Here is a 20,791-nt window from a genome sequence, read left to right as displayed (position 1 = left end):
CCGGCATGACGCCGATCAGAATGTTTCTTCGGTTTGCGCCCCGGGCATGGCCGCCGCTCAACCGCCGGTCTTGGGCTTGGTGGCGGGGGCGGTGTTGCCGCTGCCTTGGCTGCCCGCCGTGCCGGAGTTGCCGGAAGCGGTGCCGGCGCCCTTGCCGAGCGCGGCGTTCACTTGCCGCACCGAATTCAAATGTTCCTCGACCGTCGGTTGCAGCTTTGCCGCCAGCGCCTTGACGTCCGCGTCCTTGGCGCGCGTCTGCACGCGCCGCAGCAGCGCATGGGTTTTCTGGTGGTCGGCGACGCCGGCCTGCGCCATATAGCGGCGGTCGAACGCGTCGCCCGACAAGGCGCTCATCTTTTGCTCCATTTTCTTGTGCTTGCCGTCGGCCTCGGCCGGCAGGCCGACGCCCTTCGCCTGCGCCAGTTGCTGCACCTCTTGCAGCGCCGCGGTATGGTCGTCGATCATTTTCTGGGCGAAATTTTTCACCTCCTGGTTTTGGGTTTTCCCCTGCGCCAGTTTGGCCGCGTCGATTTCCGCCCGGTTCGCCTGCGCCATTTGAATCAGCAGCGCCTGGTCGCCCTTGCCGATCGGCGCCGCGGCCGCTGGGGTCCGCGCCGCGGCGGCGCCAAACAGCATCACCCCCACCGCCACCGCGAACAGCCGCTGGCCTATTCTCGCTTTAGTCATCTTGCTTCTCCTGATAAATGGAATGAATGCGTGGCGGCCCATGCCGCCGCGCCCGCACCAATTTGACCGGCGCCGGAATGACAAGTTCAGTGGCTCCCGCTTGGCCGCATATGCGCAGCGACATCTTCGCGCCGGCGCTGCGCTATACTCCAACGTTGAACGCGCCGGCACTTACTGTCCCATCTCCCTTGATACCTGACCACGCCGTGCCCTCCCCTTCGGCCGCCACCGGCGCCGCGCAATCGGCCGGGGCCGAGCTGCGCGCGCGGGTCGCCGCCCGCGCCAGCGCCGAAGGCCGCACCGACTCGCCCTATCCGGGGCTGCGCTATTACCGCTTTTCCACGCCGACCGCGTACCGCAAGACCCAGCTGCTGGTGCCGGGCGTCGTCGTCGTGCTGCAAGGACGCAAGACCATCGAGCTGGCCGGCCGCGCGCTCACCTACGCGGCGATGCAGTGCCTGGTGCTGGGCGGCGCGGCCATCTGCCACGGCACGGTGGTGCAGGCCAGCCCGGAGCTGCCCTATCTCGCCATCCACCTCGACCTGCCGCCCGAGATGCTGGTCAAGACGCTGATCGCGCTGGAGCGGCAGGCCGCAGGGGCGCCGCGGCCGCTGCGCGAACACTACGTCGCGCCGCTGGAGGCGGACTTGCTCGACGCGCTGGCGCGTCTGCTGCCGGCGACCGACGCGGCGCTCGACCGCGCCATGCTGGCGCCGCTGGTGGTGGAGGAAATCGTCGTGCGCCTGCTGCGCGGCGGCGCGGCGGCGGCGATCCGCGACGCCGCCGCCGTCACGCGCTCGGCGATCCGCATCCAGCAATCGATGCAGTTCATCCAGGCGCATGTGGCGCGGCCCTTGTCGGTGGCGCAGCTGGCCGGGCAGGCGGCGATGAGCCCGTCCCACTATGCGCACAGCTTTCGCGCGGTCGCCGGCGTGAGTCCGATGCGCTATGTGCGCGACGCCCGCCTCGACCTGGCGCGCACGCTGCTGCTGGGCGCCGGCGCGCGCCCCAGCGAGGCGGCGGCCAGGGCCGGCTTTGACAGCAGCGCGCATTTCACGCGCGAGTTCCGGCGCCGCTTCGAACTCTCCCCGGGCGAGTACCAACGCCGCATGGCCGCCGCCGATCCGCAGTGGTGATCAACGTTGCCGCAGGGCGCGTCATTGTGGCGGCATGCGCGCGCCGCTACACTTTGTGCTCCCCAACTGCATAAGGCAAGGCACTATATGAGCGGCATTCACGTCATCGTCACGTTTCAAACCAAGGCCGAAGCGGCGGCCGGTTTTTCGGCTTTGCTGGCGCAGGTGCAGCGCGATTTACCGGAGGTGGAAGGCTGCAGGGGCGTGCAGGTGTTCGCCGGGGCCGGCGATCCTTGCCTGTTCACGCTGCTGGAAGAGTGGGACAGCGCGGCGCTGCACCAGGCCCATATCGGCCGCGTGGTGGCGTCCGGCGCGTGGGCCGGCATCGCCGCCCAGCTGGCCGCGGAACCGCTCAGCCATTATTGCGTGCGGCGCTAGCGCCGGGCCGGATTTAGGCGGCGTGGCCTTTTTCCGCGTCCGAGATGATGCGGCGCATGCTGTCGCTGGCCGCCGGCCCCGGCGCGAAGCCATAGTATTCGTCGTTGATCGGCAACCCGGTCATGGCGTCCACCAGCACCGGATCGGCGGCCAGTCCGGTGTCGCGGCTGGCGATCACCAGGCTGGCGCCCTCGGGCGCGAATTGCTCGTTGCCCCAGGCGATGAAGGCCAGCAGGACCGGCTTGAACGACAAGCCGGACTTGGTCAGCACATAGTCGTAGCGCGGCGGCTTGGCGCAGTACAGGCGGCGCGCCATCAGCCCGCCGTCGACCAGATCGGCCAGGCGCCGCGTCAGGATGGTCGGCGCGATCTTCAAGCTCTTTTCAAATTCGTCGAAACGCGTCTTGCCATAGAAAGCCTCGCGCAAAATCAGGATGCTCCACCACTCGCCGACCCGGCCCAGACTGCGCGCGATCGGGCAAGGCATGCTGCCGAAATCCGTATGTTTCATAAGCCCCTCCAAGATTGACATGATTTGGCGCCGACTCTTTTTTTTCGGGCGTACGCCACACATGCATGGGCCGATTATTAGGCATCTAAAAAATGCGCGCCTTTACTTGCGGCGGAAAAGCTTTTGAAAGACGAGAAAATGTGCAAAAAAAACATCTAAGATCGGGCGCCAATCCGAAGCGACGATTTTCCGGCGACAGAAAAGCATAAAACAATAAAAACAAAGGCATAATGACCACATCGCGCATCTGTATTGAGCAAACCATGCATACGGCACACGCCACCAGCGAAAAGAACATCCTGATTGTCGACGACTCGCCGTTCGAGCAGCGCATGTTGGTCGACCTGCTCAGCGAAGGGCCGTACCGCACCAGCGTGGCCTTCAACGGCTTCCAGGGATACCAGCTGGCCCTGGGCACCCGCCCCGACCTGATCTTGCTCGACGTGCGCATGCCGGAGATGGACGGCTACGCCGCCTGCCGCCTGCTGAAGGCGAATCCGCGCACGCACGACATCCCGGTGATCTTCCTGAGCGGCGCCGACGCCGACGAGGAACGCCTGATGGGCCTGTCGGTGGGGGCGGTCGACTATGTGTCGAAGCCGTTTACGCCGGCCGAGCTGTCCGCGCGCATCCATGTGCACCTGAACCTGATGCTGCGCGTCGAGCCGCCGCGCCCGGCCGCCCCGGCGCCGGTGCAGGAGCCCGACGAGGTTTACGTGAACGCCGTCAAGCGCCTGATCCTGGACAACCTGGCGACCCTGCCCGACCTGGCCGAAATCGCCCGCCGCGTCGGCACCTACCGCGAAAAACTGTCGCAAATGTTCCGCGCCCAGACCGGCATGACGGTGTTCGCCTTTATCCGCGAGGCGCGCATCGAGCGCAGCATGGCGCTGCTGCGCGAGACCGACATCGAGGTGCAGGATATCGCGCTGCTGGTCGGCTTCAACAACGCCGGCAACTTCGCCACCGCCTTCCGCGGCAAAGCGGGCGTCACGCCCAGCGCCTACCGCCAGCAACTGGCCGAGCAGGAAAGCGCCGCCAACACTTAATGCGGTGCAGTTGGCGCGCTTTGCGTAGGTCGGATTAGCCGCAACGGCGTAACCCGACTGGCGCCGGCAGCGGCTCCGCGTCGGATTACCCTGCGCCCATCCGACCTACGACAAGCGTCAGAACTTGTAGTTCAACTTGACCGAGGCGAAGCGGCCGCGCGGGTCGGCCTGGGTATAGTCGAAGAAGTCGGTCGAGCTGTCCCACGACGGCCGCTTGTTGCCCAGGTTTTGCACGATGAAGCTCACGCTGGCCGCCGGCGTCACCTTCCACGCAAGATTCGCGTCGAGCGTGCTGAACGCCGCCACCCGCTCCCGCGGGCGCTTGCCCTGGCGGTAGGCGCCGACGTAGTTCCAGGTCAGCGTGTTGGACCAGGCGCCGATGTCCCAGGTGGCGCCGCTGACGCCGCGCCACGTCGGGATCGAGCCGAAGTGGTTGTTGCCGGCGCCGTTGGTCGGCGCCTCGCCCTCGGACAAGGGCGCGGCGAAGCGCAGCACCCGGCTGAGCTGGCCGTTCAGCGTCAAATTACCCCAAGCGCCGCCGAGGAAGCGCTGGCGCAGGTCGATGTCGAGGCCGGACACGTCGCGGTCGCCCTGGTTGCCGTATTGCACGTACAAGGTGCTGATGCGGCCCTGCGGGTCGCGCGCGATCTGGGCCGGGAAGCGCGCCTCGTTGGCGATGATGGTGTCGGAACGCTCGGTGCCGATGATGCCGTGCTGCTTGATGCGGTAGTAGTCGACGCCGACGCTGCTGTTGCCGCTCGGCGCGATCACCACGCCCAGGTTCAGGTTGTTCGAGCGCTCCGGCCGCAGCGCCGTGTTGGCCTTGCTGATCTGCGTCACGCCGCGGGTCTGGGTCGGCGAGATCGGGTCGCGCGGATCGAGCACGCTGGTGTAACTGACGGCGCTGCTGTTGGTGATTTCCGGCAGCGACGGCGCGCGAAAACCGCGCGAGACGGTGGCGCGCAGCAGCAGCCAGTCGGCGCCCTGGTAGCGCAGCGCCGCCTTCGGCGAAAAGGCCCGGCCGAAGTCGCTGTAATGGTCGGCGCGCCCGGCCAGGTTCAGGTTCAGCTTGGCCACCACCGGCACGTTGAACTCGGCGAACAGGGCCGTGACGTCGCGGCTGCCGTCGATGATGTTCAGCGCCGGGCGCAACTCGGTACCCGACAACACCGCCGTCGAGGTCTGCGAATCCATCCGTTCGCGGCGCCACTGGGCGCCGGCGGCGAAGCCGAGCGGGCCGGCCGGCAACGCCAGCAAATCTTTCGAGGCCGACAGGTCGAGCGTGCTCAGGGTCGAGGCGGCCGGCCGCAGCGTCGACAGGCGCAGGCGCTGGCGCAGCGCCTCGCTGTTGTGCGACTGGTCGGCGAAATTGTAGCTACCATCCGCCAGCACCTTCTCGAACGCATAGCGGTTGACGAAATTTTGCACCGTCTCCTCCAGCCGGCTGCCGGAGCGGCCCAGCGAGGCGTCCCAGTCCCAGCCGGCGCGGCTGCCCTTGGCGCCGGCCAGCGCACGGTAAAAGGTGACCTGGTCGCTTTTGAGGCGCGGCCCGAGGTCGAACAGCGTGGCGACGAAGGGCAGCGGCGTGGCGCCGGGATTGTTCGGATGGCCCACCGGTAGCACCGTCGGGATCGTATCGAGCGCCTGGCGGTCCTGGTTCCACGCGCGCAGGCTGCTGCTGACCGACAGCGGCGCGGCGAAGGTCTGGTCGGCGCGCGAATAGCTGTGCAGCAGCTCGGCGTAGGCCTCGCTGTCGGCGTCCAGACGCAGCGTGCCGCGCAGCGAGGAGTGGACCCGCTTGATGCCCGGGATCAGCGTGCTGTAGGGCGCCGGATTGTAGGCCAGCACCGTGCCGCTCTTGTCCGGATTGATGCTGTCGTAGGGCGTCAATTGCAGCGGCCCCTGCGCCCCGCCCAGCAACTGGGTCGGCTGGCCGCCGGTGTAATTGGTGACCGGCCACGACAGCGTACCGCCGTTCTGGCCGCGGAAGTCGGCCGCGCGCATCCAGCCGACATCGCTCTGCTGCAACTTGTCGCGCTGCTGCGCGTCGACCGACAAGACCACGCTGTAGCCGTCGTCCCGCAGTGTGCCGAAGCCGGTTTGCAGGCTGGCGCTGCGCTCGTTCTGGCCGGTGCCTTCGGTCGACACGCCGGCCTGGGCGCCCAGCTTGGTGCCGCTGAATTCCTTGTACAAAATAATGTTGACCACGCCGGCCACCGCGTCCGAGCCGTAGACCGACGAGGCGCCGTCCTTCAGGATCTCGATGCGCTGCACCGCCGCCATCGGCAGGCTGTTCAGGTCGACGAAGGTCTCTTGTAAATCCTGCGCGGTGGCGTAGCTGCTGACGCGCTTGCCGTTGACCAGGATCAGGGTGTTTTTCTGGCCGATGCCGCGCAGCGACAAACCGGCGGTGCCGGCCGAAAAACTGCCGGTGTACTGCTCGTTGTAACTATTGCCGCTGTTGGCGGAAATGGACCGGATGACGTCGGCGATGCTGGCCTTGCCGCTGGCCCTGAGTTCCTTGGCGCTGATCACCTGGACCGCGCTGGCGCCCTCCTTTTGCGTGACGCGGATATTCGAGCCGGTCACGACGACCCGCTCCAGCGTGTCGGCGGCGGCGGCGAACGAGGGAAAGGCGGCGGCGATGGCCAGACTGATACTGAGTGGTTTGAACATGGGTTCCTCTTGTTGGGATTGGAAGCCCCCCTTTTGGGTAAAGGGGGCGTACGGGCGCCATCCGGCCTTGTGGACCGGGGGCACGGGTAATGCCAGGGAGAAACCACTATAAGGGCCGGTTTTCATTCCACGAACGAATTAAAACCAGCTTGTATATACAATTTGGAAATAAGCCAAGGGCCGTACCGGGCGCAGCAACCATCCGTCGGCAGCGGCTCGTCGTCGGATTACGCGTTCCGCTCATCCGACCTACGCAATCTTCACTTGGCGGCATTAGGGCTAGACCCCGAGGGTCTGCCCTTTGGCTTACGCCGCCGATTTTACTGACGTCACGCGTCGTCGCCGCCCGCCCCTTTGCGCCCCGCCAGCAGCAAATGCAACTGGTGCTTTTCGGCGCGGCGCGCCAGCCGCTGCGGCTGCTCGCCCTGGTGCGAACCGGCGCGCCGGCTCTTGGCCGCCACCGCCAATGGGTTGCGCGGCTTCGGCAATGTGATTTTAATCTTGGTTGGCATAACAATTTCTTTCATGGTTTGTTATGCCGGGGTGGGCGCGGCACGCGGAAAACGTGCCCGGAAACGCAAAACCCCGGCGAGTTTCCTCACCGGGGTTCAAGTATGGAACGACCGGCTCGGGATCGGCAACGATGGCCGACGACCCCGGGCAGTCATGCCCGAGGCTATGGGTGGTGCGCATTGCTGATAGCCGTACGTGGCATGCTCGGTCCTTTCATAAAAAGTAGGGTTCGTCAAACTTCAGAGACGCGATTCTGCGACAAGTCGATGCGCGCGTCAAACGGTATTTAACAACCGTTTTCCAGCGCGCCGCCGTGCACGCGGAATCAGGCGAACTTGCTGAAGTCCGGCTTGCGCTTCTCGAAGAAGGCGGTGAACGCCTCTTTCGCCTCCGGCGCCAGCAGCATGGCGCCGAACAGCTTGTTTTCCTCGGCCATCGTGTCGACGATGGGCGCGGCGCGGTGGTTTTTCATCAATTGCTTGGTGGCGCGGATCGACGCCGCCGGCAACGCCACCAGCTTGGCGGCCTGGCCGCGGGCGAACGGCAGCAATTCGGCCAGCGGCAGCACCTTAGCCACCAGGCCCATTTGCAGCGCCTCGTCGGCCAGGAAGGCTTCGCCCAGCATCAGCTTTTCGGCCGCGCGCGGGTAGCCGGCCAGTTGCGTGAACAGCAGGCTGGAGGCGAATTCCGGGCACAGGCCCAGTTGCACGAAAGGCATGGAGAACTTGGCGTTGTCGGCCGCGTAGACCAGGTCGCAATGCATCAGCAGCGTGGTGCCGATGCCGACCGCGGCGCCGGAGACGGCCGCCACCACCGGCTTACTGGCGCCGTTCAGCGCGCGCATGAAGCGGAACACCGGGCGCTCTTCAAACACTTCGCCGGCGCTCGGGCGCGCGGTCTTGGCGAAATCGTCGAGGTCGTTGCCGGCGGTGAAAATCTCCGGCTGGCCGATGATCAGGATGGCGCGCACGGCGGCGTCTTGCTCGCCGTCGTTGATGGCGTCGGCCATCGCCTGGTACATCGTCGTGGTGATCGCGTTCTTGCGCTCCGGGCGGTTGAATTGAATCGTCAGGACGCCGTCGGCCTTGCTGCACAAAATATCCATGCTGTCTCCAAATGTAAATAAGGGCGCCCAGGAATTCCTGGCGCGCCCTTTGATGTTAATGTTAACTCAAGATTACATGCGTTCGAAAATCCCGGCGGCGCCCATGCCGGCGCCGACGCACATGGTGACCATGCCGTATTTCAGGTTGTTGCGGCGCAGGCCGTGGATCACGGTCGCGGCGCGGATCGCACCGGTGGCGCCCAGCGGGTGGCCGAGGGCGATCGCGCCGCCCATCGGGTTCACTTTCGACGGGTCCAGGCCGAGGTCGCCGATGACGGCCAGCGCTTGCGCGGCGAACGCCTCGTTCAGCTCGATCCAGTCGAGTTGATCCTGGGTGATGCCGGCCGCCTTGCAGGCGTCGGGAATGGCGAATTTGGGGCCGATGCCCATGATTTCCGGCGGCACGCCGCGCACCGCGAACGAGGAGAACTTCGCCAGCGGGGTCAGGTTGTGCTCGCGCAGGAATTTTTCGCTGACGATCAGCAGCGCGCCGGCGCCGTCCGACATTTGCGAGCTGTTGGCGGCGGTGACGGAACCCTTGGCGGCGAACACCGGCTTGAGTTTCGCCAGCGATTCGACGCTCGAATCGGCGCGCGCGCCTTCGTCGGTGTCGACGACGCGGGTGCTGACGTCGATCTTGCCGGTGGCCAGGTTGGGCGTGCGGGTGATGATTTCAACCGGGGTGGTCTCGTCCTTGAAGAAACCGGCTTGCTGCGCGGCGATGGCGCGGCGGTGCGATTCGACGGCGAAGGCGTCCTGCGCTTCGCGCGAGATTTTCCACTGGGTCGCGACTTTTTCCGCGGTCAGGCCCATGCCGTAGGCCATGCCGACGTTTTCGTCGGTGAACATGTTCAGGTTCATCGACGGGTGGTGGCCCATCATCGGCACCATCGACATCGACTCGATGCCGCCGGCGATCATGGCGTCGCATTCGCCGACGCGGATGCGGTCAGCGGCCATGGCGATGGCGGTGATGCCCGAGGCGCAATAACGGTTGACGGTGACGCCGCCGACGGTTTTCGGCAAGCCGGCCAGCAGCACGGCCTGGCGGGCGATGTTGAAGCCCTGCTCCGCTTCCGGGAACGAGCAGCCGATGATGGCGTCGGTGATCAAGGAAGGGTCCAGGCCCGGCGCTTGCGCCAGGGCCGATTGCAGCACGCGCACCAGCAGGTCGTCCGGGCGGGTGTTCTTGAACATGCCGCGCGGCGCCTTGCCGATCGGGGTGCGGGTTGCGGAGACGATGTAGGCGTCTTGAAGTTGTTTGCTCATTGTGTTCTTTCAAAAATTTTTGATCGAAGTTCGGTGCTTCGGAACGACCGTCGTAGCGAGACCCGACCCCGGGGTTGTTGCGGCGACGGCGATGCCGCGCTCGGCGTCCCGGGGCCAGTCTTGCGGCGCTCTTTCCGTATCGACCCGGCTTAGTTGCGTACCGGCTTGCCGGTTTGCATCATGCCCATGATCCGTTCCTGGGTTTTCGGGTGGTTCAGCAGTTCCAGGAAGGCTTTACGCTCCATGTCGAGGAACCACTGTTCGTTGACCAGGCTGCCCTGGTCGACGTCGCCGCCCGAGACGATCTCGGCGATCATCTCGCCCAGCTTGAAGTCGTGCGCGGAGATGAAGCCGCCGTCGCGCATATTCACCAGCTGCGCCTTGATGGTGCCCCAGCCGTAACGGCCGGTGACCGCGACCGGGGTCTGCAGCGGCGGACGGAAGCCGGCGTCGAACATGGCGCGCGCCTCCACCTTGGCCACGTGCAGCAACTCGTACGGGTTGAAGACGATGACGTCGGAAGCCGACAGATAACCCATTTTCTTGGCTTCCAGCGCCGATTTCGACACGTTGGCGGTGGCCGCGTTGGTGAAGCCGGTTTTCAGGAATTGCAGGATGTCGGTGCCCTGGGCTTCCTTGGCCGCGCGCACCGCCGCTTCCTTCAGACCGCCGCCGGCGGGAATCAGGCCGACGCCCACTTCCACCAGGCCGATGTAGGACACGATCGAGGCGACGCGCTTGGACGCGTGCAGCGCCAGCTCGCAACCGCCGCCCAGGGCCAGGCCGGCCACCGCGGCGACCACCGGCACGTTCGAGTATTTCATCGCCATGAAGGTATCTTGCAGCAGCTTGATACCCGGCTCCATCGCTTTCGCGCCGCCTTGCATGAACAATGGCAAGGCAGCTTGCAGGTCGGCACCGGCCGAGAACGCGCCGCCGTCGGCGGCGTCGGCGTTCCAGATCACCAGTCCCTTGAAATTCTTCTCGGCTTCGGCCAGGCCCATTTTCAGGCCGTTGATGACGCCTTCGCCGATCACGTGCATTTTGGTTTTCAGCGAGATCACCAGCACTTCGTCGTCGCTGTGCCACAGGCGTACCGAGTCGTCTTCGAAGACGGTGGTGCCAAAGGTCTTGCCGTCGATGGCGCCGCTGCCGAACACCGGCGCGCGGAACTGCTGGCGCTCGTACACGGCCAGGCTGGAACGCGGCACGAAGCTGTTCGAGGCGGCCGAGTACGAACCTGCCGGCGTGTGCACGCCGTTTTCGGCGACCGGGCCTTCCAGCACCCAGGCCGGCAGCGGCGCGTTGCACAGCGCGTGGCCGGCGGCGATGTCTTCGTTGATCCAGGTGGCGATCTGGGTCCAGCCCGACGCCTGCCATGTTTCGAACGGGCCGACGTTCCAGCCGAAGCCCCAGCGCATCGCGAAATCGATGTCGCGGGCGTTGTCGGCGACCGTGTCCAGGTGCACGGCGATGTAGTGGAAGGCGTCGCGGAAGATCGCCCACAGGAACTGCGCCTGTGGATTGGTCGATTCGCGCAAGGCCTTCATTTTCTTGACCGGGTCCTTTTCCTTCAGGATGCGGGCGACGATGTCGGCGGCCTTGCCGCCGCCGGCGACGTATTCGCCGGTGGCGAAGTCCAGGCGCTGAATTTCCTTACCGACTTTTTTGTAGAAGCCGGCGCCCGACTTCTGGCCCAGCGCGCCCGCTTCGACCAGCTTGGCCAGCACGGCCGGGGTCTTGTAGATGGCGAAGAACGGGTCTTCCGCCAGGTTGTCCTGCATGGTCTTGATGACATGGCCCATCGTGTCCAGGCCGACCACGTCGGCGGTGCGGAAGGTGCCCGACTTGGCGCGGCCCAGCTTGGCGCCGGTCAGGTCGTCGACGACGTCGCAGGACAGGCCGAATTTTTCGGCTTCGTAGATGGTGGCCAGCATGCCGAACACGCCGACGCGGTTGGCGATGAAGTTCGGGGTGTCCTTGGCGCGCACGACGCCCTTGCCCAGCGTGGTGGTCAGGAACACTTCCAGCTGGTCGAGGATCTCCGGCTTGGTCGAGGTGGTCGGGATCAGTTCAACCAGGTGCATATAGCGCGGCGGGTTGAAGAAATGCACGCCGCAAAAGCGCGCCTTGAGTTCGTCGTCGAAGCCGTCGGCCAGCTTGTTGATCGACAGGCCCGAGGTGTTCGAGGCGAAGATCGCGTTCGGCGCGATATGCGGCGCGACCTTCTGGTACAGGTCGTGCTTCCATTCCATGCGCTCGGCGATGGCTTCGATGATCAGGTCGCAACCGGCCAACAGGTCCAGGTTGTCCTCGTAGTTGGCGACCTGGATCAGGGCGGCGTCGTCCTTGTTGCCGAACGGCGCAGGGCTGAGCTTTTTCAGGTTGTCAATGGCGCGCAGCACGATGCCGTTCTTGGCACCCTCTTTGGCCGGCAGGTCGAACAGCACGACCGGCACTTTGGCGTTGATGCAATGGGCGGCGATTTGCGCGCCCATCACGCCGGCGCCGAGCACGGCTACTTTTTTCACGATGAAATTGGTCATAATAATCCTCTATCTCTTAGAACAAGTCGGCGTCGAGTGCCATCAGGCTGGCCGAACCGGAGCGCGCCTGACGGATCAGGGTGGCGGTTTCAGGTTGCAGGCGGGCGAAGTAGAAACGCGCCGTGGCCAGTTTCGCTTTGTAGAAATTGTCGCCGGACGATTCCTTCTCCAGCGCGATCTTCGCCATCTGGGCGAAGAAGTAGCTGTAGACCAGGTGGCCGACCACGCGCAGGTAAGGTACCGCCGCGGCGCCGACTTCGTCGGGGTTCTGGAACGCCTTCATGCCGATTTCCATGGTCAGCTTGGACACTTTCGCGCCCAGCTCACCCAACGGCGTGACGAATTCGCTCATCGCCTCGTCGGTGCCGTTCTCTTCGACGAAGGCCTGGATCTTGGCGCCGAACTTGCGCAGCTTGGCGCCGTTGTCCATCAATACCTTGCGGCCCAGCAAGTCGAGCGACTGGATCGTGTTGGTGCCTTCGTAGATCAGGTTGATGCGGGCGTCGCGCACGTACTGCTCCATGCCCCATTCGGCGATGTAGCCGTGGCCGCCGAACACTTGCATCGCTTCCGAGGTGGCGATCCAGCCGTTGTCGGTGATGAACGCCTTGATGATCGGCGTCAGCAGCGCCACTTCGTCGGCCGCTTCCTTGCGCACTTCCTCGTCCGGGTGGTGCAGTTCGCGGTCGATCTGCAACGCGGCGTACGAGGTGAAGGCGCGCGCGCCCTCGGCGTAGGCCTTGCACGTCAGCAGCATGCGGCGCACGTCCGGATGCACGATGATCGGATCGGCGGCTTTTTCGGGGGCTTTGACGCCCGACAGGCTGCGCATCTGGATGCGGTCCTTGGCGTAGGCCAGGGCGTTCTGGTAAGCCACTTCGGTCAGGCCGAGCGACTGCATGCCCACGCCCAGGCGGGCCGCGTTCATGAACACGAACATGGCGTTCAAGCCCTTGTTCGGCTGGCCGATGATCCAGCCGCGGGCGCCGTCCAGGTTCATTTGGCAGGTCGAATTGCCGTGGATGCCCATTTTCTCTTCGATCGCGCCGCAGGTGATCGGGTTGCGCGCGCCGACGCTGCCGTCGGCGTTCGGCAGGAACTTCGGCACCAGGAACAGCGAGATGCCCTTCGAGCCTTCCGGCGCGTCCGGCACGCGGGCCAGCACCAGGTGCAGGATGTTTTCCGACATGTCGTGCTCGCCGGCCGAGATGAAGATCTTGCTGCCGGTGATCAACCACGAGCCGTCTTCCTGCGGCAGCGCTTTCGAGCGCAGCATGCCCAGGTCGGTGCCGCAGTGCGCTTCGGTCAGGCACATGGTGCCGGTCCACTCGCCCGAGACCAGCTTCGGCAGGTACAGGCGTTTTTGTTCGTCGGTGCCGTGCTCAAGCAGGCACTCGTAGGCGCCGTGCGACAGGCCAGGGTACATGGTCCAGGCCTGGTTGGCCGAGTTCAGCATTTCGTAGAACGAATTATTCAGCACCAGCGGCAAGCCCTGGCCGCCGTATTCCGGCGAGCACGACAGCGCGCCCCAGCCGGCGTCGACGTACTGCTTGTAGGCGTCCTTGAAGCCCTTCGGCGTCGTCACGGTGTGCGCGACGTTGTCGTGGCGGCAGCCTTCGCGGTCGCCGGAGTGGTTCAACGGGAACAACACCTCGGACGTGAACTTGCCGCCCTCTTCCAGAACCTGGTTGATGATGTCGGCGTCGACTTCAGCGTAGTGCGGCATTTGTTTCAACTCTTGCTCAACTTGCAGGAACTCGTGCAGCACGAATTGCATGTCCCGGATTGGCGCGACGTATTGACCCATAATTTTTCTCCTGGCGGCTAAATAGCTCTAAATGTGATTCTCAAGTTGCGCGCAGGCGGCGCGCGCAACGGCTTACGAAGTCTTCTGTGCGGCCGGCGCGGCGCCCGGCCGCGGGTTGTGGTAATTGTCGATCAGGCGGTTGAAGCCCAGCCGGGCCCGTTCCACGCTACCGGGGATGCGCAGGAAACGCGCATCGTGGTGCAAGCCCAAAATCAGGCCGTACATCTCGTACACCAGCTGCTGCGGGTCGGTGTCGGGTTTTAAATCACCCGTTTCGATCGACTGCTGGACGCAGCGCAACAACGCGCCCTGCCATGCCCGCACCATCGAGACCAGCTCCTCGCGGATCGGCCCGGGCCGGTCGTCGTACTCGACCGCGCCGCTGATGTAGATGCAACCGGAGGCGATTTCAACGCTGACGCGCTTGATCCAGCGCGCGTACATCGATTTCAGGCGCAAGATGCCGCGCGGCTCCTTCATGCTCGGGAAAAACACTTCCTGCTCAAAACGATGGTGGTACAGCTTCAACACCTCCATCTGCAGGTCTTCGCGCGAGCCGAAATGCGCGAACACGCCCGATTTGCTCATGTTCATCCTGTCGGCGAGCAGGCCGATGGTCAGGCCCTCCAGCCCGTCGCGGCTGGACAAGTCCAACGCCACGTCGAGGATGGCCGCGCGGGTCAACTCGCCTTTGCGCATGAATTTAATTGATGTATTGATGATATTTCCGTTCAAAGCTAGTTTCGAATTCACAGGAACAGTACGTCGGCAACGATGTGAACCCACTTCAGTTGAAAAGAATTCCGAACGCTCGTACTATTATCCACCGGGGCATAAAAGTCAAACGGGAACATTAGAGGCGAGGTTCTATTGCTGCAACGCAGCATCGGGGATTTTGTTCCGGGCGCGCCCGGTTTGCCGCCTAGTCGGCACCGCTGGCCTTGCTCAACTGGCGCCGGTCGCGCTTGGTCGGGCGGCCCTTGATGGCGGCGCCTGGCTCGCGGAACAACTTGCGCTGCTCGCCCTCGTTGGCGCGGCGCGCGATGCTGGCCGGCGTTTCCGCGTACAGCAGGCGCGCCACCGGGGCGCTGCCGCGCTGGTCCGACAGGCCCAGCACCCGCAGCTCCCAGTTGTCGGCGCCGTTGTCGACCAGCAGCTCGTCGCCCAGGCGCAGCGGCCGCGCCGGCTTGACGCGCTCGCCGCCGACGCGCACCTTGCCGTTGTCGACCGCGTCGGTGGCCAGCGAACGGGTCTTGAAAAAGCGCGCGGCCCACAGCCATTTGTCGATTCGTACGGTGTCGGTCATGGTGGTTTCAGCGTGATGGTTGGACGGGACGGTTAAGCGCACTGGTTTATGCGCACTGATGTAAGCGTACTCATTTAAACGCACTACTTCAAGCGTATTTACCCATCGCGAACACGCGCATCGCCAGTTTATACAGGATGAAGGCGGCTTCGTAGCCGAGCCGGCGCAAGCGCCCGACGTGGGCGAAATCGTCCTTGTGCACCACCACGCCGTCGGCGATGGCGCGCTCGATGTGGCCGCGCAGGGCCAGCGCGAAGGCGGCGTCCTTGACGACGACGTTGGCTTCCTGGTTCAGGAACAGGCTCAGGCCGTCGACGTTGCTCGAACCGACCGTGGCCCAGTCGTCGTCGACCACCGCGACCTTGGCGTGCAACTGGGTCTTGTGGTATTCGACCAGCTTGACGCCGGCGTCGAGCAGCTTCGGGTAGAAGGAATGGGCGACGGCGTCCTGCAGCCAGATTTCGCCGACGCCGATCAACAGCACCACCTCGACGCCGCGCAGCGCGGCCGAGGCCAGCGCCTCGCGGAACTTGCGCCCCGGCGCGAAATACGGGTTGGCCAACAGCACGCTGTGCCTGGCCTGGCCCAGCGCCTGCAGGTAGGCGCGCTGGATGGTGCGGCGGTTGCGCAGGTTGTCGCGCACCACGAAGCCGGCCTTGACGACGCTGCGCGCCTGCGCCTTGTTGACGGCGCGCAGCTCGCGGTACAGGTGGATGCGCTTGAGCAGCCCCATCTTGCCGAGCCGCGCCCACTGCGCCTGGGCCTCCTGGTGGATCGCGCCCACCAGCGGGCCGCGCACCTGCACCGCGAAGTCCCAGCGCGGCGCCGACAGCGCGATGCGGTGGTCGTAGTCGCAGAACATGTCGTCGTTGATGTTGATGCCGCCGACCAGCGCCACGTCGCGGTCGACGACGCAGATCTTGCGGTGGGTGCGCGTGACGCCGCGGCGGAACCAGGGGTTGAAGATGCGGTGGTGCACCTTGGCCGCCTCCAACTCGGCGTGCATGCGCTTGGCGCGCGCGTTGCCGGTGCCGAACCAGTCGGTGATCATGAACACCTGCACGCCGCGGCCGGCGGCGCGTATCAGCGCGGCCTTGACCGCGTTGCCGGTGTCGTCGTCGGCGAAGATATAGGTTTCGAAATAAATGTCGTAGCGGGCCGAGTCGATCGCCGCGATCAGCGCGGGGAAATAGTCGGTGCCGCAATGCAGCAGTGTGATGTCGTTATCGGCTATATAGGTGACGGATCGCATGGGTCCAGTCTACGCCAGTTTCAACGTGGCGACGATGGGTGCGTGGTCGGACAGTTTGGCCCACAGCGTGCCGTGCATCACCTGGGCCGTTTCGACCTGGAAACCGCGCACGTAGATGCGGTCGAGGCGGAACCAGGGCAGGGCCGCCGGGAAGGTGCGCGCCGGCGTCAGCGTTGGCGTCGCCGCCTTGCGCCGCGCCAGTTGCCGCACCAGGTCGCCGATCGCCGAATTCGACGCGCGCTGGTCGAACACCTCGACCACGCCGAGCGCGTTGCGCAGCTTGTCGCTGAGGTTGTTGCGCCAATCGTTGAAGTCGCCGGCGATGATGACCGGCTCGCCGTGCGGCGCGGACGCCATCACGGCCTCGATCAGCGCCTCGGTCTGGCGGCCGCGGCCGGCCTCGAACAGGCCCAGGTGGACCACGTAGCAATGCACGTCGACGCCCTCGGTCTGCAGCACGCAGTGCAGGATGCCGCGTTGCTCGTAGGCGTGGTCGGAGACGTCGTGGTTGCGGGTGGAGCCGATCGGAAACGCGCTCAGCAGCGCGTTGCCGTGGTGGCCGTGGTCGTACACGGCGTTCATGCCGTACGCCGAATGGTGCGAGGCGCCGGCGAAGAACTCGTGCTGGGCCGTCTCCGGCCAGTGCTTGTGGCCGTGGCTTTCGGCGCCGAACTGGGCGGCGTTGCGGTCGTGCCGGCCCTGGACTTCCTGCAAAAAGACGACGTCGGCCTCGAACAGGGCAATCGCCTGTTTCAAGGCGTGTACGCGGGGCTGGCCGCGCATCGAGGAGACGCCCTTGTGGATGTTATAAGTTGCTACGCGGATTTTCATGGCTTGATTTTAACCCCATAGCCGCCATTTCCGCACGACTTCAATTGTGCGGCGGTGAAAGCTTCGCATCGCCGCCACAACGGCGCCCGCGCGGCGGCGCAATACCGTTTAAGCGCGCGCGGTTTTCGTGGGCCGGGGCTATTTCAAGCGCTGCGGCAGTTGCAGCACGGCTTCCGCGTTGGAAGACGAGAAACACCGGTCGGCCGCCTCCAGGTAGGGCAGCCAGACGTGGCGCAGATGTTCGCGCGGGCTGAGCGTGACGGCGATGTCGCGCGGCACCTCGACGCTGAACACGTGCTCGGTGTTGTGCGTGACGCCGGGGGCGTAGCGGTGGCGCCAGACCGGGTAGATTTCGTAGATGTTCGACAACTGCCAGTCGCGCAGGCGGAGCGCCGCGGCGTCGGCGACGATGCCGGTTTCCTCGAACAGCTCGCGGGCGGCGGTGGCCAGCAGCGGCTCGTCGGGCGCGTCGAGCGAGCCGGTCACGGATTGCCAGAAGCCGGGCCGGTCGGCGCGCTCGAGCAGCAGCACCTCCAGCGCGGCGGTGTGGATCACGACCAGGACGGATTCGGGGATTTTATGGCTCATATTAAAAGAAAAGGCGCAGTCTCCCGCGCCTTTTTTCACAGCATGCGGCCCCCCGTGCAGGCGGGCCGGACGACGGTTAAGCGACTTTCGGCTCGGCGGCGCGCAGGCGGATGTGCAGTTCGCGCAATTGCTTCTCGTCCACTTCGGACGGCGCCTGGGTCAACAGGCACTGCGCGCGCTGGGTTTTCGGGAAGGCGATCACGTCGCGGATCGAATCGGAACCGGTCATCATCGTGACGATGCGGTCCAGGCCGAACGCCAGGCCGCCGTGCGGCGGCGCGCCGTATTGCAGCGCGTCGAGCAGGAAGCCGAACTTCAACTGGGCTTCCTCGGCGTCGATTTTCAAGGCGCGGAACACCTTGCTCTGCACTTCTTCGCGGTGGATGCGGATCGAACCGCCACCCAACTCCCAACCGTTCAAGACCATGTCGTAGGCCTTGGCGATGCAGGCGCCCGGATTGGTTTCCAGCATGTCTTCATGGCCGTCTTTCGGCGCCGTGAACGGATGGTGGGTCGCGGTCCAGCGGTCGTTTTCCTCGTCGTAGTCGAACATCGGGAAGTCGACCACCCACAACGGCTTCCAGCTGTCCTCGAACAGGCCGGCTTTCTTGCCGAATTCGCTGTGGCCGATCTTCACGCGCAGCGCGCCGATGGCGTCGTTGACGACCTTGGCCTTGTCGGCGCCGAAGAAGATCAAGTCGCCGTCCTGGGCGCCGGTCAGCTCGACGATCTGCGCCAGCGCGGCGTCGTGCAGGTTCTTGACGATCGGCGATTGCAGGCCGTCGCGGCCCTTGGCCTTCTCGTTGACCTTGATGTAAGCGAGGCCCTTGGCGCCGTAAATGGCGACGAACTGGGTGTAGGCGTCGATTTCCGAACGCGGCATGCCGGAACCTTCCTTGGCGCCGCCCGGTACCAGCAGGCCGACCACGCGGCCGCCTTCCATGTTGGCCGCGCCGGCGAAGACCTTGAAGTCGACGTCTTTCATGACGGCGGTCAGGTCGGTAAAGGCCAGCTTGACGCGCATGTCCGGCTTGTCGGAACCGTACAGGCCCATCGCGGTGGCGAAGTCCATCACCGGGAACGGGTTCGGCAGGTCGATGTCGAGGGTGTTCTTGAAGACGATGCGTATCATGTTCTCGAACAGGTCGCGGATCTCTTGTTCCGACAGGAACGAGGTTTCGCAATCGATCTGGGTGAATTCAGGCTGGCGGTCGGCGCGCAAGTCTTCGTCGCGGAAGCATTTGACGATCTGGTAGTAACGGTCGAAGTTGGCGACCATCAGCAGCTGCTTGAACAACTGCGGCGATTGCGGCAGCGCGAAGAAGTTGCCGGCGTTGACGCGCGACGGCACCAGGTAGTCGCGCGCGCCTTCCGGGGTCGACTTGGTCAGCATCGGCGTTTCGATGTCGATGAAGCCCAGTTCGTCGAGGTACTTGCGCACTTCCATCGTCACCTTGTAGCGCAGGCGCAGATTGTTTTGCATCTGCGGACGGCGCAGGTCCAGCACGCGGTGGGTCAGGCGGGTGGTTTCGGACAGGTTGTCGTCGTCCAGCTGGAACGGCGGCGTGACCGAGGCGTTCAACACTTCCAGGTTGGAGCAGACCACTTCGATCTTGCCCGACTTCAGGTTGTTGTTGACGGTGCCTTCGAGGCGGTTGCTGACGACGCCGGTGACGCGCAGGCAATACTCGTTGCGCACCACTTCGGCCACTTTGAAGACTTCAGCCTGCTCGGGGTTGCAGACTATCTGCACCAGGCCTTCGCGGTCGCGCAAGTCGATGAAAATGACGCCGCCGTGGTCGCGCCGGCGATGCACCCAGCCGCACAGGTTGACGGTTTGTCCAAGCAGGGCTTCGGTGGTGAGGCCGCAGTAATGTGTACGCATTGACATAAATTTCTCAGTCCAGGTTAGATTATTCAGATGGCCGCGCCCTGCTTCGCGGACGCGTGCCCGTTTATTGTCGGTTTAATGTTTGGCCGGCGGCGCCGGTTCGGGCGCCACCACGCCCATCGAGACGATGTACTTGAGGGCGACGTCGACGCTCATGTCGAGTTCGACGACGTCGCCGCGCTTCATCATCAGGAAGAAACCGGAGGTCGGATTCGGCGTCGTCGGCACGTACACGCTGACATAGTCGCCCACCAGGTGGTTGCGCACGTCGCCGCCCGGCACGCCGGTCAGGAACGCGATGGTCCACGAGTTCTGGTGCGGATAAGGCACCAGCACGGCCTTGCGGAAGGCGTTGCCGGACGAGGAAAACAGCGTGTCGGAAACCTGCTTGACGCTTGAATACAAGGAATTGACGATGGGAATGCGCTGCAACAGCTTTTCCCACACGCGCACCACGTAGTTGCCGACCAGGTTATTGGTCAGCAAGCCGGTGACGAACACAATCAACACCGTCAACACCGTGCCGAGGCCGGGAATCGTGCTCAGCGCCGGGAAGTCGCGGCCGAACAACGTCATCGGCTGGGTGCTGCCGGGCACCAGCAACAGGGACTGGTCCATGGTGCTGATCACCAGGTTCAAGACCCAGGCCGTGATTGCCAGCGGAACCAAAATCAGCAATCCGGTAATGAAATATTTACGCATCGGTCTCTCTGTTCTTGGTGACGGGCAGGCGGCTCGCGCCGTCCGCCGTGGTAAAACCTCAGTCGGCCTTGGCCGGCGCGGCGCTCTTGGCCTCGGCGGCGGGCGCGGCTGCCGCTGCGGCGGGCGCGGCGTCCTTCGCCGGCGCCGCGTCGGCCGGGCCGGTCGGCAGCGCCGTGCTCGGCGGCGTGCCGCCGCGGAAATCGGTCGCATACCAGCCGGTGCCCTTTAACTGGAAGCCGGCGGCGGTCAATTGTTTCTTAAACGTAGGCTTGCCGCACGACTGACAAACCGTCAGCACTGGATCGGACATCTTCTGCAAGACATCTTTGGCGAAACCACAATCGTCACAGCGGTAAGCGTAAATCGGCATTCAAAACTCCGCAAAAATCATCAAAACCCTGAATTATAAAGCTTTTTCCATGCGCTCACGGATTGCCGCCCCGGCGACGCAGGGCGATTGCATGAAGAATCAGGCCGGCAGCCCCAAGACCTTGGCAAGATAGTCGGCGCTCCATCCTGCCTTTAAGCGTTTGCTGGCGATTCC

Annotated in this window: 19 protein-coding genes; 3 read left to right on the top strand and 16 right to left on the bottom strand. The window is 64.7% G+C overall.

The features are described 5' to 3' along the window. Window positions 1-57: 57 nt before the first annotated feature. Window positions 58-687, bottom strand: a complete 630-nt coding sequence (locus ACFDR9_RS10340) for a DUF4142 domain-containing protein (protein ID WP_409030944.1) — start codon at window positions 685-687, stop codon at window positions 58-60. Window positions 688-893: 206 nt separating this feature from the next. On the opposite strand from ACFDR9_RS10340, the gene ACFDR9_RS10335 reads away from it, so the two are divergent. Continuing rightward, window positions 894-1,823 carry an AraC family transcriptional regulator N-terminal domain-containing protein gene (locus ACFDR9_RS10335; RefSeq protein ID WP_409030943.1) on the top strand — a complete coding sequence of 310 codons (930 nt, stop codon included), beginning with the start codon at window positions 894-896 and terminating at the stop codon, window positions 1,821-1,823. Between the two features lie 87 nt (window positions 1,824-1,910). Then, a complete protein-coding gene (locus ACFDR9_RS10330) occupies window positions 1,911-2,201 on the top strand; it encodes a putative quinol monooxygenase (RefSeq protein WP_017877753.1) in 291 nt (96 codons plus the stop codon). A gap of 13 nt (window positions 2,202-2,214) precedes the next feature. Here ACFDR9_RS10330 and ACFDR9_RS10325 read toward each other — a convergent pair whose 3' ends face one another. Further along, window positions 2,215-2,712 (bottom strand): helix-turn-helix domain-containing protein, encoded by a 498-nt coding sequence (locus ACFDR9_RS10325; RefSeq protein WP_017877754.1) that lies wholly within the window; start codon window positions 2,710-2,712, stop codon window positions 2,215-2,217. Between the two features lie 263 nt (window positions 2,713-2,975). On the opposite strand from ACFDR9_RS10325, the gene ACFDR9_RS10320 reads away from it, so the two are divergent. Further along, window positions 2,976-3,761: a response regulator gene (locus tag ACFDR9_RS10320; RefSeq protein WP_017877755.1), complete on the top strand. Its 786-nt coding sequence runs from the start codon at window positions 2,976-2,978 to the stop codon at window positions 3,759-3,761. 117 nt (window positions 3,762-3,878) lie between these two features. On the opposite strand, the gene ACFDR9_RS10315 is transcribed toward ACFDR9_RS10320, so the two are convergent. From ACFDR9_RS10315 to ACFDR9_RS10250, 14 genes are all read right to left on the bottom strand, one after another. After that, window positions 3,879-6,437, bottom strand: a complete 2,559-nt coding sequence (locus tag ACFDR9_RS10315; RefSeq protein ID WP_409030942.1) for a TonB-dependent receptor — start codon at window positions 6,435-6,437, stop codon at window positions 3,879-3,881. A 329-nt stretch (window positions 6,438-6,766) separates the two neighbouring features. Next, window positions 6,767-6,949, bottom strand: coding sequence for a hypothetical protein (locus ACFDR9_RS10310; protein WP_157406701.1), 183 nt, complete (start codon window positions 6,947-6,949; stop codon window positions 6,767-6,769). A gap of 326 nt (window positions 6,950-7,275) precedes the next feature. Beyond that, complete coding sequence (locus ACFDR9_RS10305) at window positions 7,276-8,055, bottom strand: enoyl-CoA hydratase (RefSeq protein ID WP_017877758.1); 780 nt, start codon at window positions 8,053-8,055, stop codon at window positions 7,276-7,278. 72 nt (window positions 8,056-8,127) lie between these two features. Continuing rightward, window positions 8,128-9,324, bottom strand: a complete 1,197-nt coding sequence (locus ACFDR9_RS10300) for an acetyl-CoA C-acyltransferase (protein WP_017877759.1) — start codon at window positions 9,322-9,324, stop codon at window positions 8,128-8,130. Between the two features lie 149 nt (window positions 9,325-9,473). Next, on the bottom strand, window positions 9,474-11,870 hold the full coding sequence (locus ACFDR9_RS10295; protein ID WP_409030941.1) for a 3-hydroxyacyl-CoA dehydrogenase/enoyl-CoA hydratase family protein: 2,397 nt from the start codon (window positions 11,868-11,870) through the stop codon (window positions 9,474-9,476). A 16-nt stretch (window positions 11,871-11,886) separates the two neighbouring features. Then, window positions 11,887-13,677, bottom strand: coding sequence for an acyl-CoA dehydrogenase C-terminal domain-containing protein (locus tag ACFDR9_RS10290; RefSeq protein ID WP_026133118.1), 1,791 nt, complete (start codon window positions 13,675-13,677; stop codon window positions 11,887-11,889). A gap of 72 nt (window positions 13,678-13,749) precedes the next feature. After that, window positions 13,750-14,376, bottom strand: coding sequence for a TetR/AcrR family transcriptional regulator (locus tag ACFDR9_RS10285; RefSeq protein WP_017877762.1), 627 nt, complete (start codon window positions 14,374-14,376; stop codon window positions 13,750-13,752). A 223-nt stretch (window positions 14,377-14,599) separates the two neighbouring features. Beyond that, window positions 14,600-14,983, bottom strand: a complete 384-nt coding sequence (locus ACFDR9_RS10280) for an RNA-binding S4 domain-containing protein (RefSeq protein WP_017877763.1) — start codon at window positions 14,981-14,983, stop codon at window positions 14,600-14,602. Between the two features lie 88 nt (window positions 14,984-15,071). After that, window positions 15,072-16,235: a phospholipase D-like domain-containing protein gene (locus ACFDR9_RS10275; protein WP_409030940.1), complete on the bottom strand. Its 1,164-nt coding sequence runs from the start codon at window positions 16,233-16,235 to the stop codon at window positions 15,072-15,074. Between the two features lie 9 nt (window positions 16,236-16,244). Next, on the bottom strand, window positions 16,245-17,066 hold the full coding sequence (locus ACFDR9_RS10270; protein ID WP_409030939.1) for an endonuclease/exonuclease/phosphatase family protein: 822 nt from the start codon (window positions 17,064-17,066) through the stop codon (window positions 16,245-16,247). A gap of 138 nt (window positions 17,067-17,204) precedes the next feature. Then, window positions 17,205-17,654, bottom strand: a complete 450-nt coding sequence (gene nudB, locus ACFDR9_RS10265; RefSeq protein ID WP_409030938.1) for a dihydroneopterin triphosphate diphosphatase — start codon at window positions 17,652-17,654, stop codon at window positions 17,205-17,207. Between the two features lie 76 nt (window positions 17,655-17,730). Further along, window positions 17,731-19,545: an aspartate--tRNA ligase gene (gene aspS, locus ACFDR9_RS10260; RefSeq protein WP_026133120.1), complete on the bottom strand. Its 1,815-nt coding sequence runs from the start codon at window positions 19,543-19,545 to the stop codon at window positions 17,731-17,733. A 75-nt stretch (window positions 19,546-19,620) separates the two neighbouring features. Continuing rightward, complete coding sequence (locus tag ACFDR9_RS10255; protein ID WP_409030937.1) at window positions 19,621-20,247, bottom strand: DUF502 domain-containing protein; 627 nt, start codon at window positions 20,245-20,247, stop codon at window positions 19,621-19,623. A 58-nt stretch (window positions 20,248-20,305) separates the two neighbouring features. Beyond that, window positions 20,306-20,617 (bottom strand): FmdB family zinc ribbon protein, encoded by a 312-nt coding sequence (locus ACFDR9_RS10250; protein ID WP_409030936.1) that lies wholly within the window; start codon window positions 20,615-20,617, stop codon window positions 20,306-20,308. Window positions 20,618-20,791 lie beyond the last annotated feature (174 nt).

This window comes from Janthinobacterium sp. CG_23.3 (assembly GCF_046115965.1).
Classification (GTDB): Bacteria; Pseudomonadota; Gammaproteobacteria; order Burkholderiales; family Burkholderiaceae_D; genus Janthinobacterium.
This window is presented reverse-complemented; position numbering and strand designations above follow the sequence as displayed.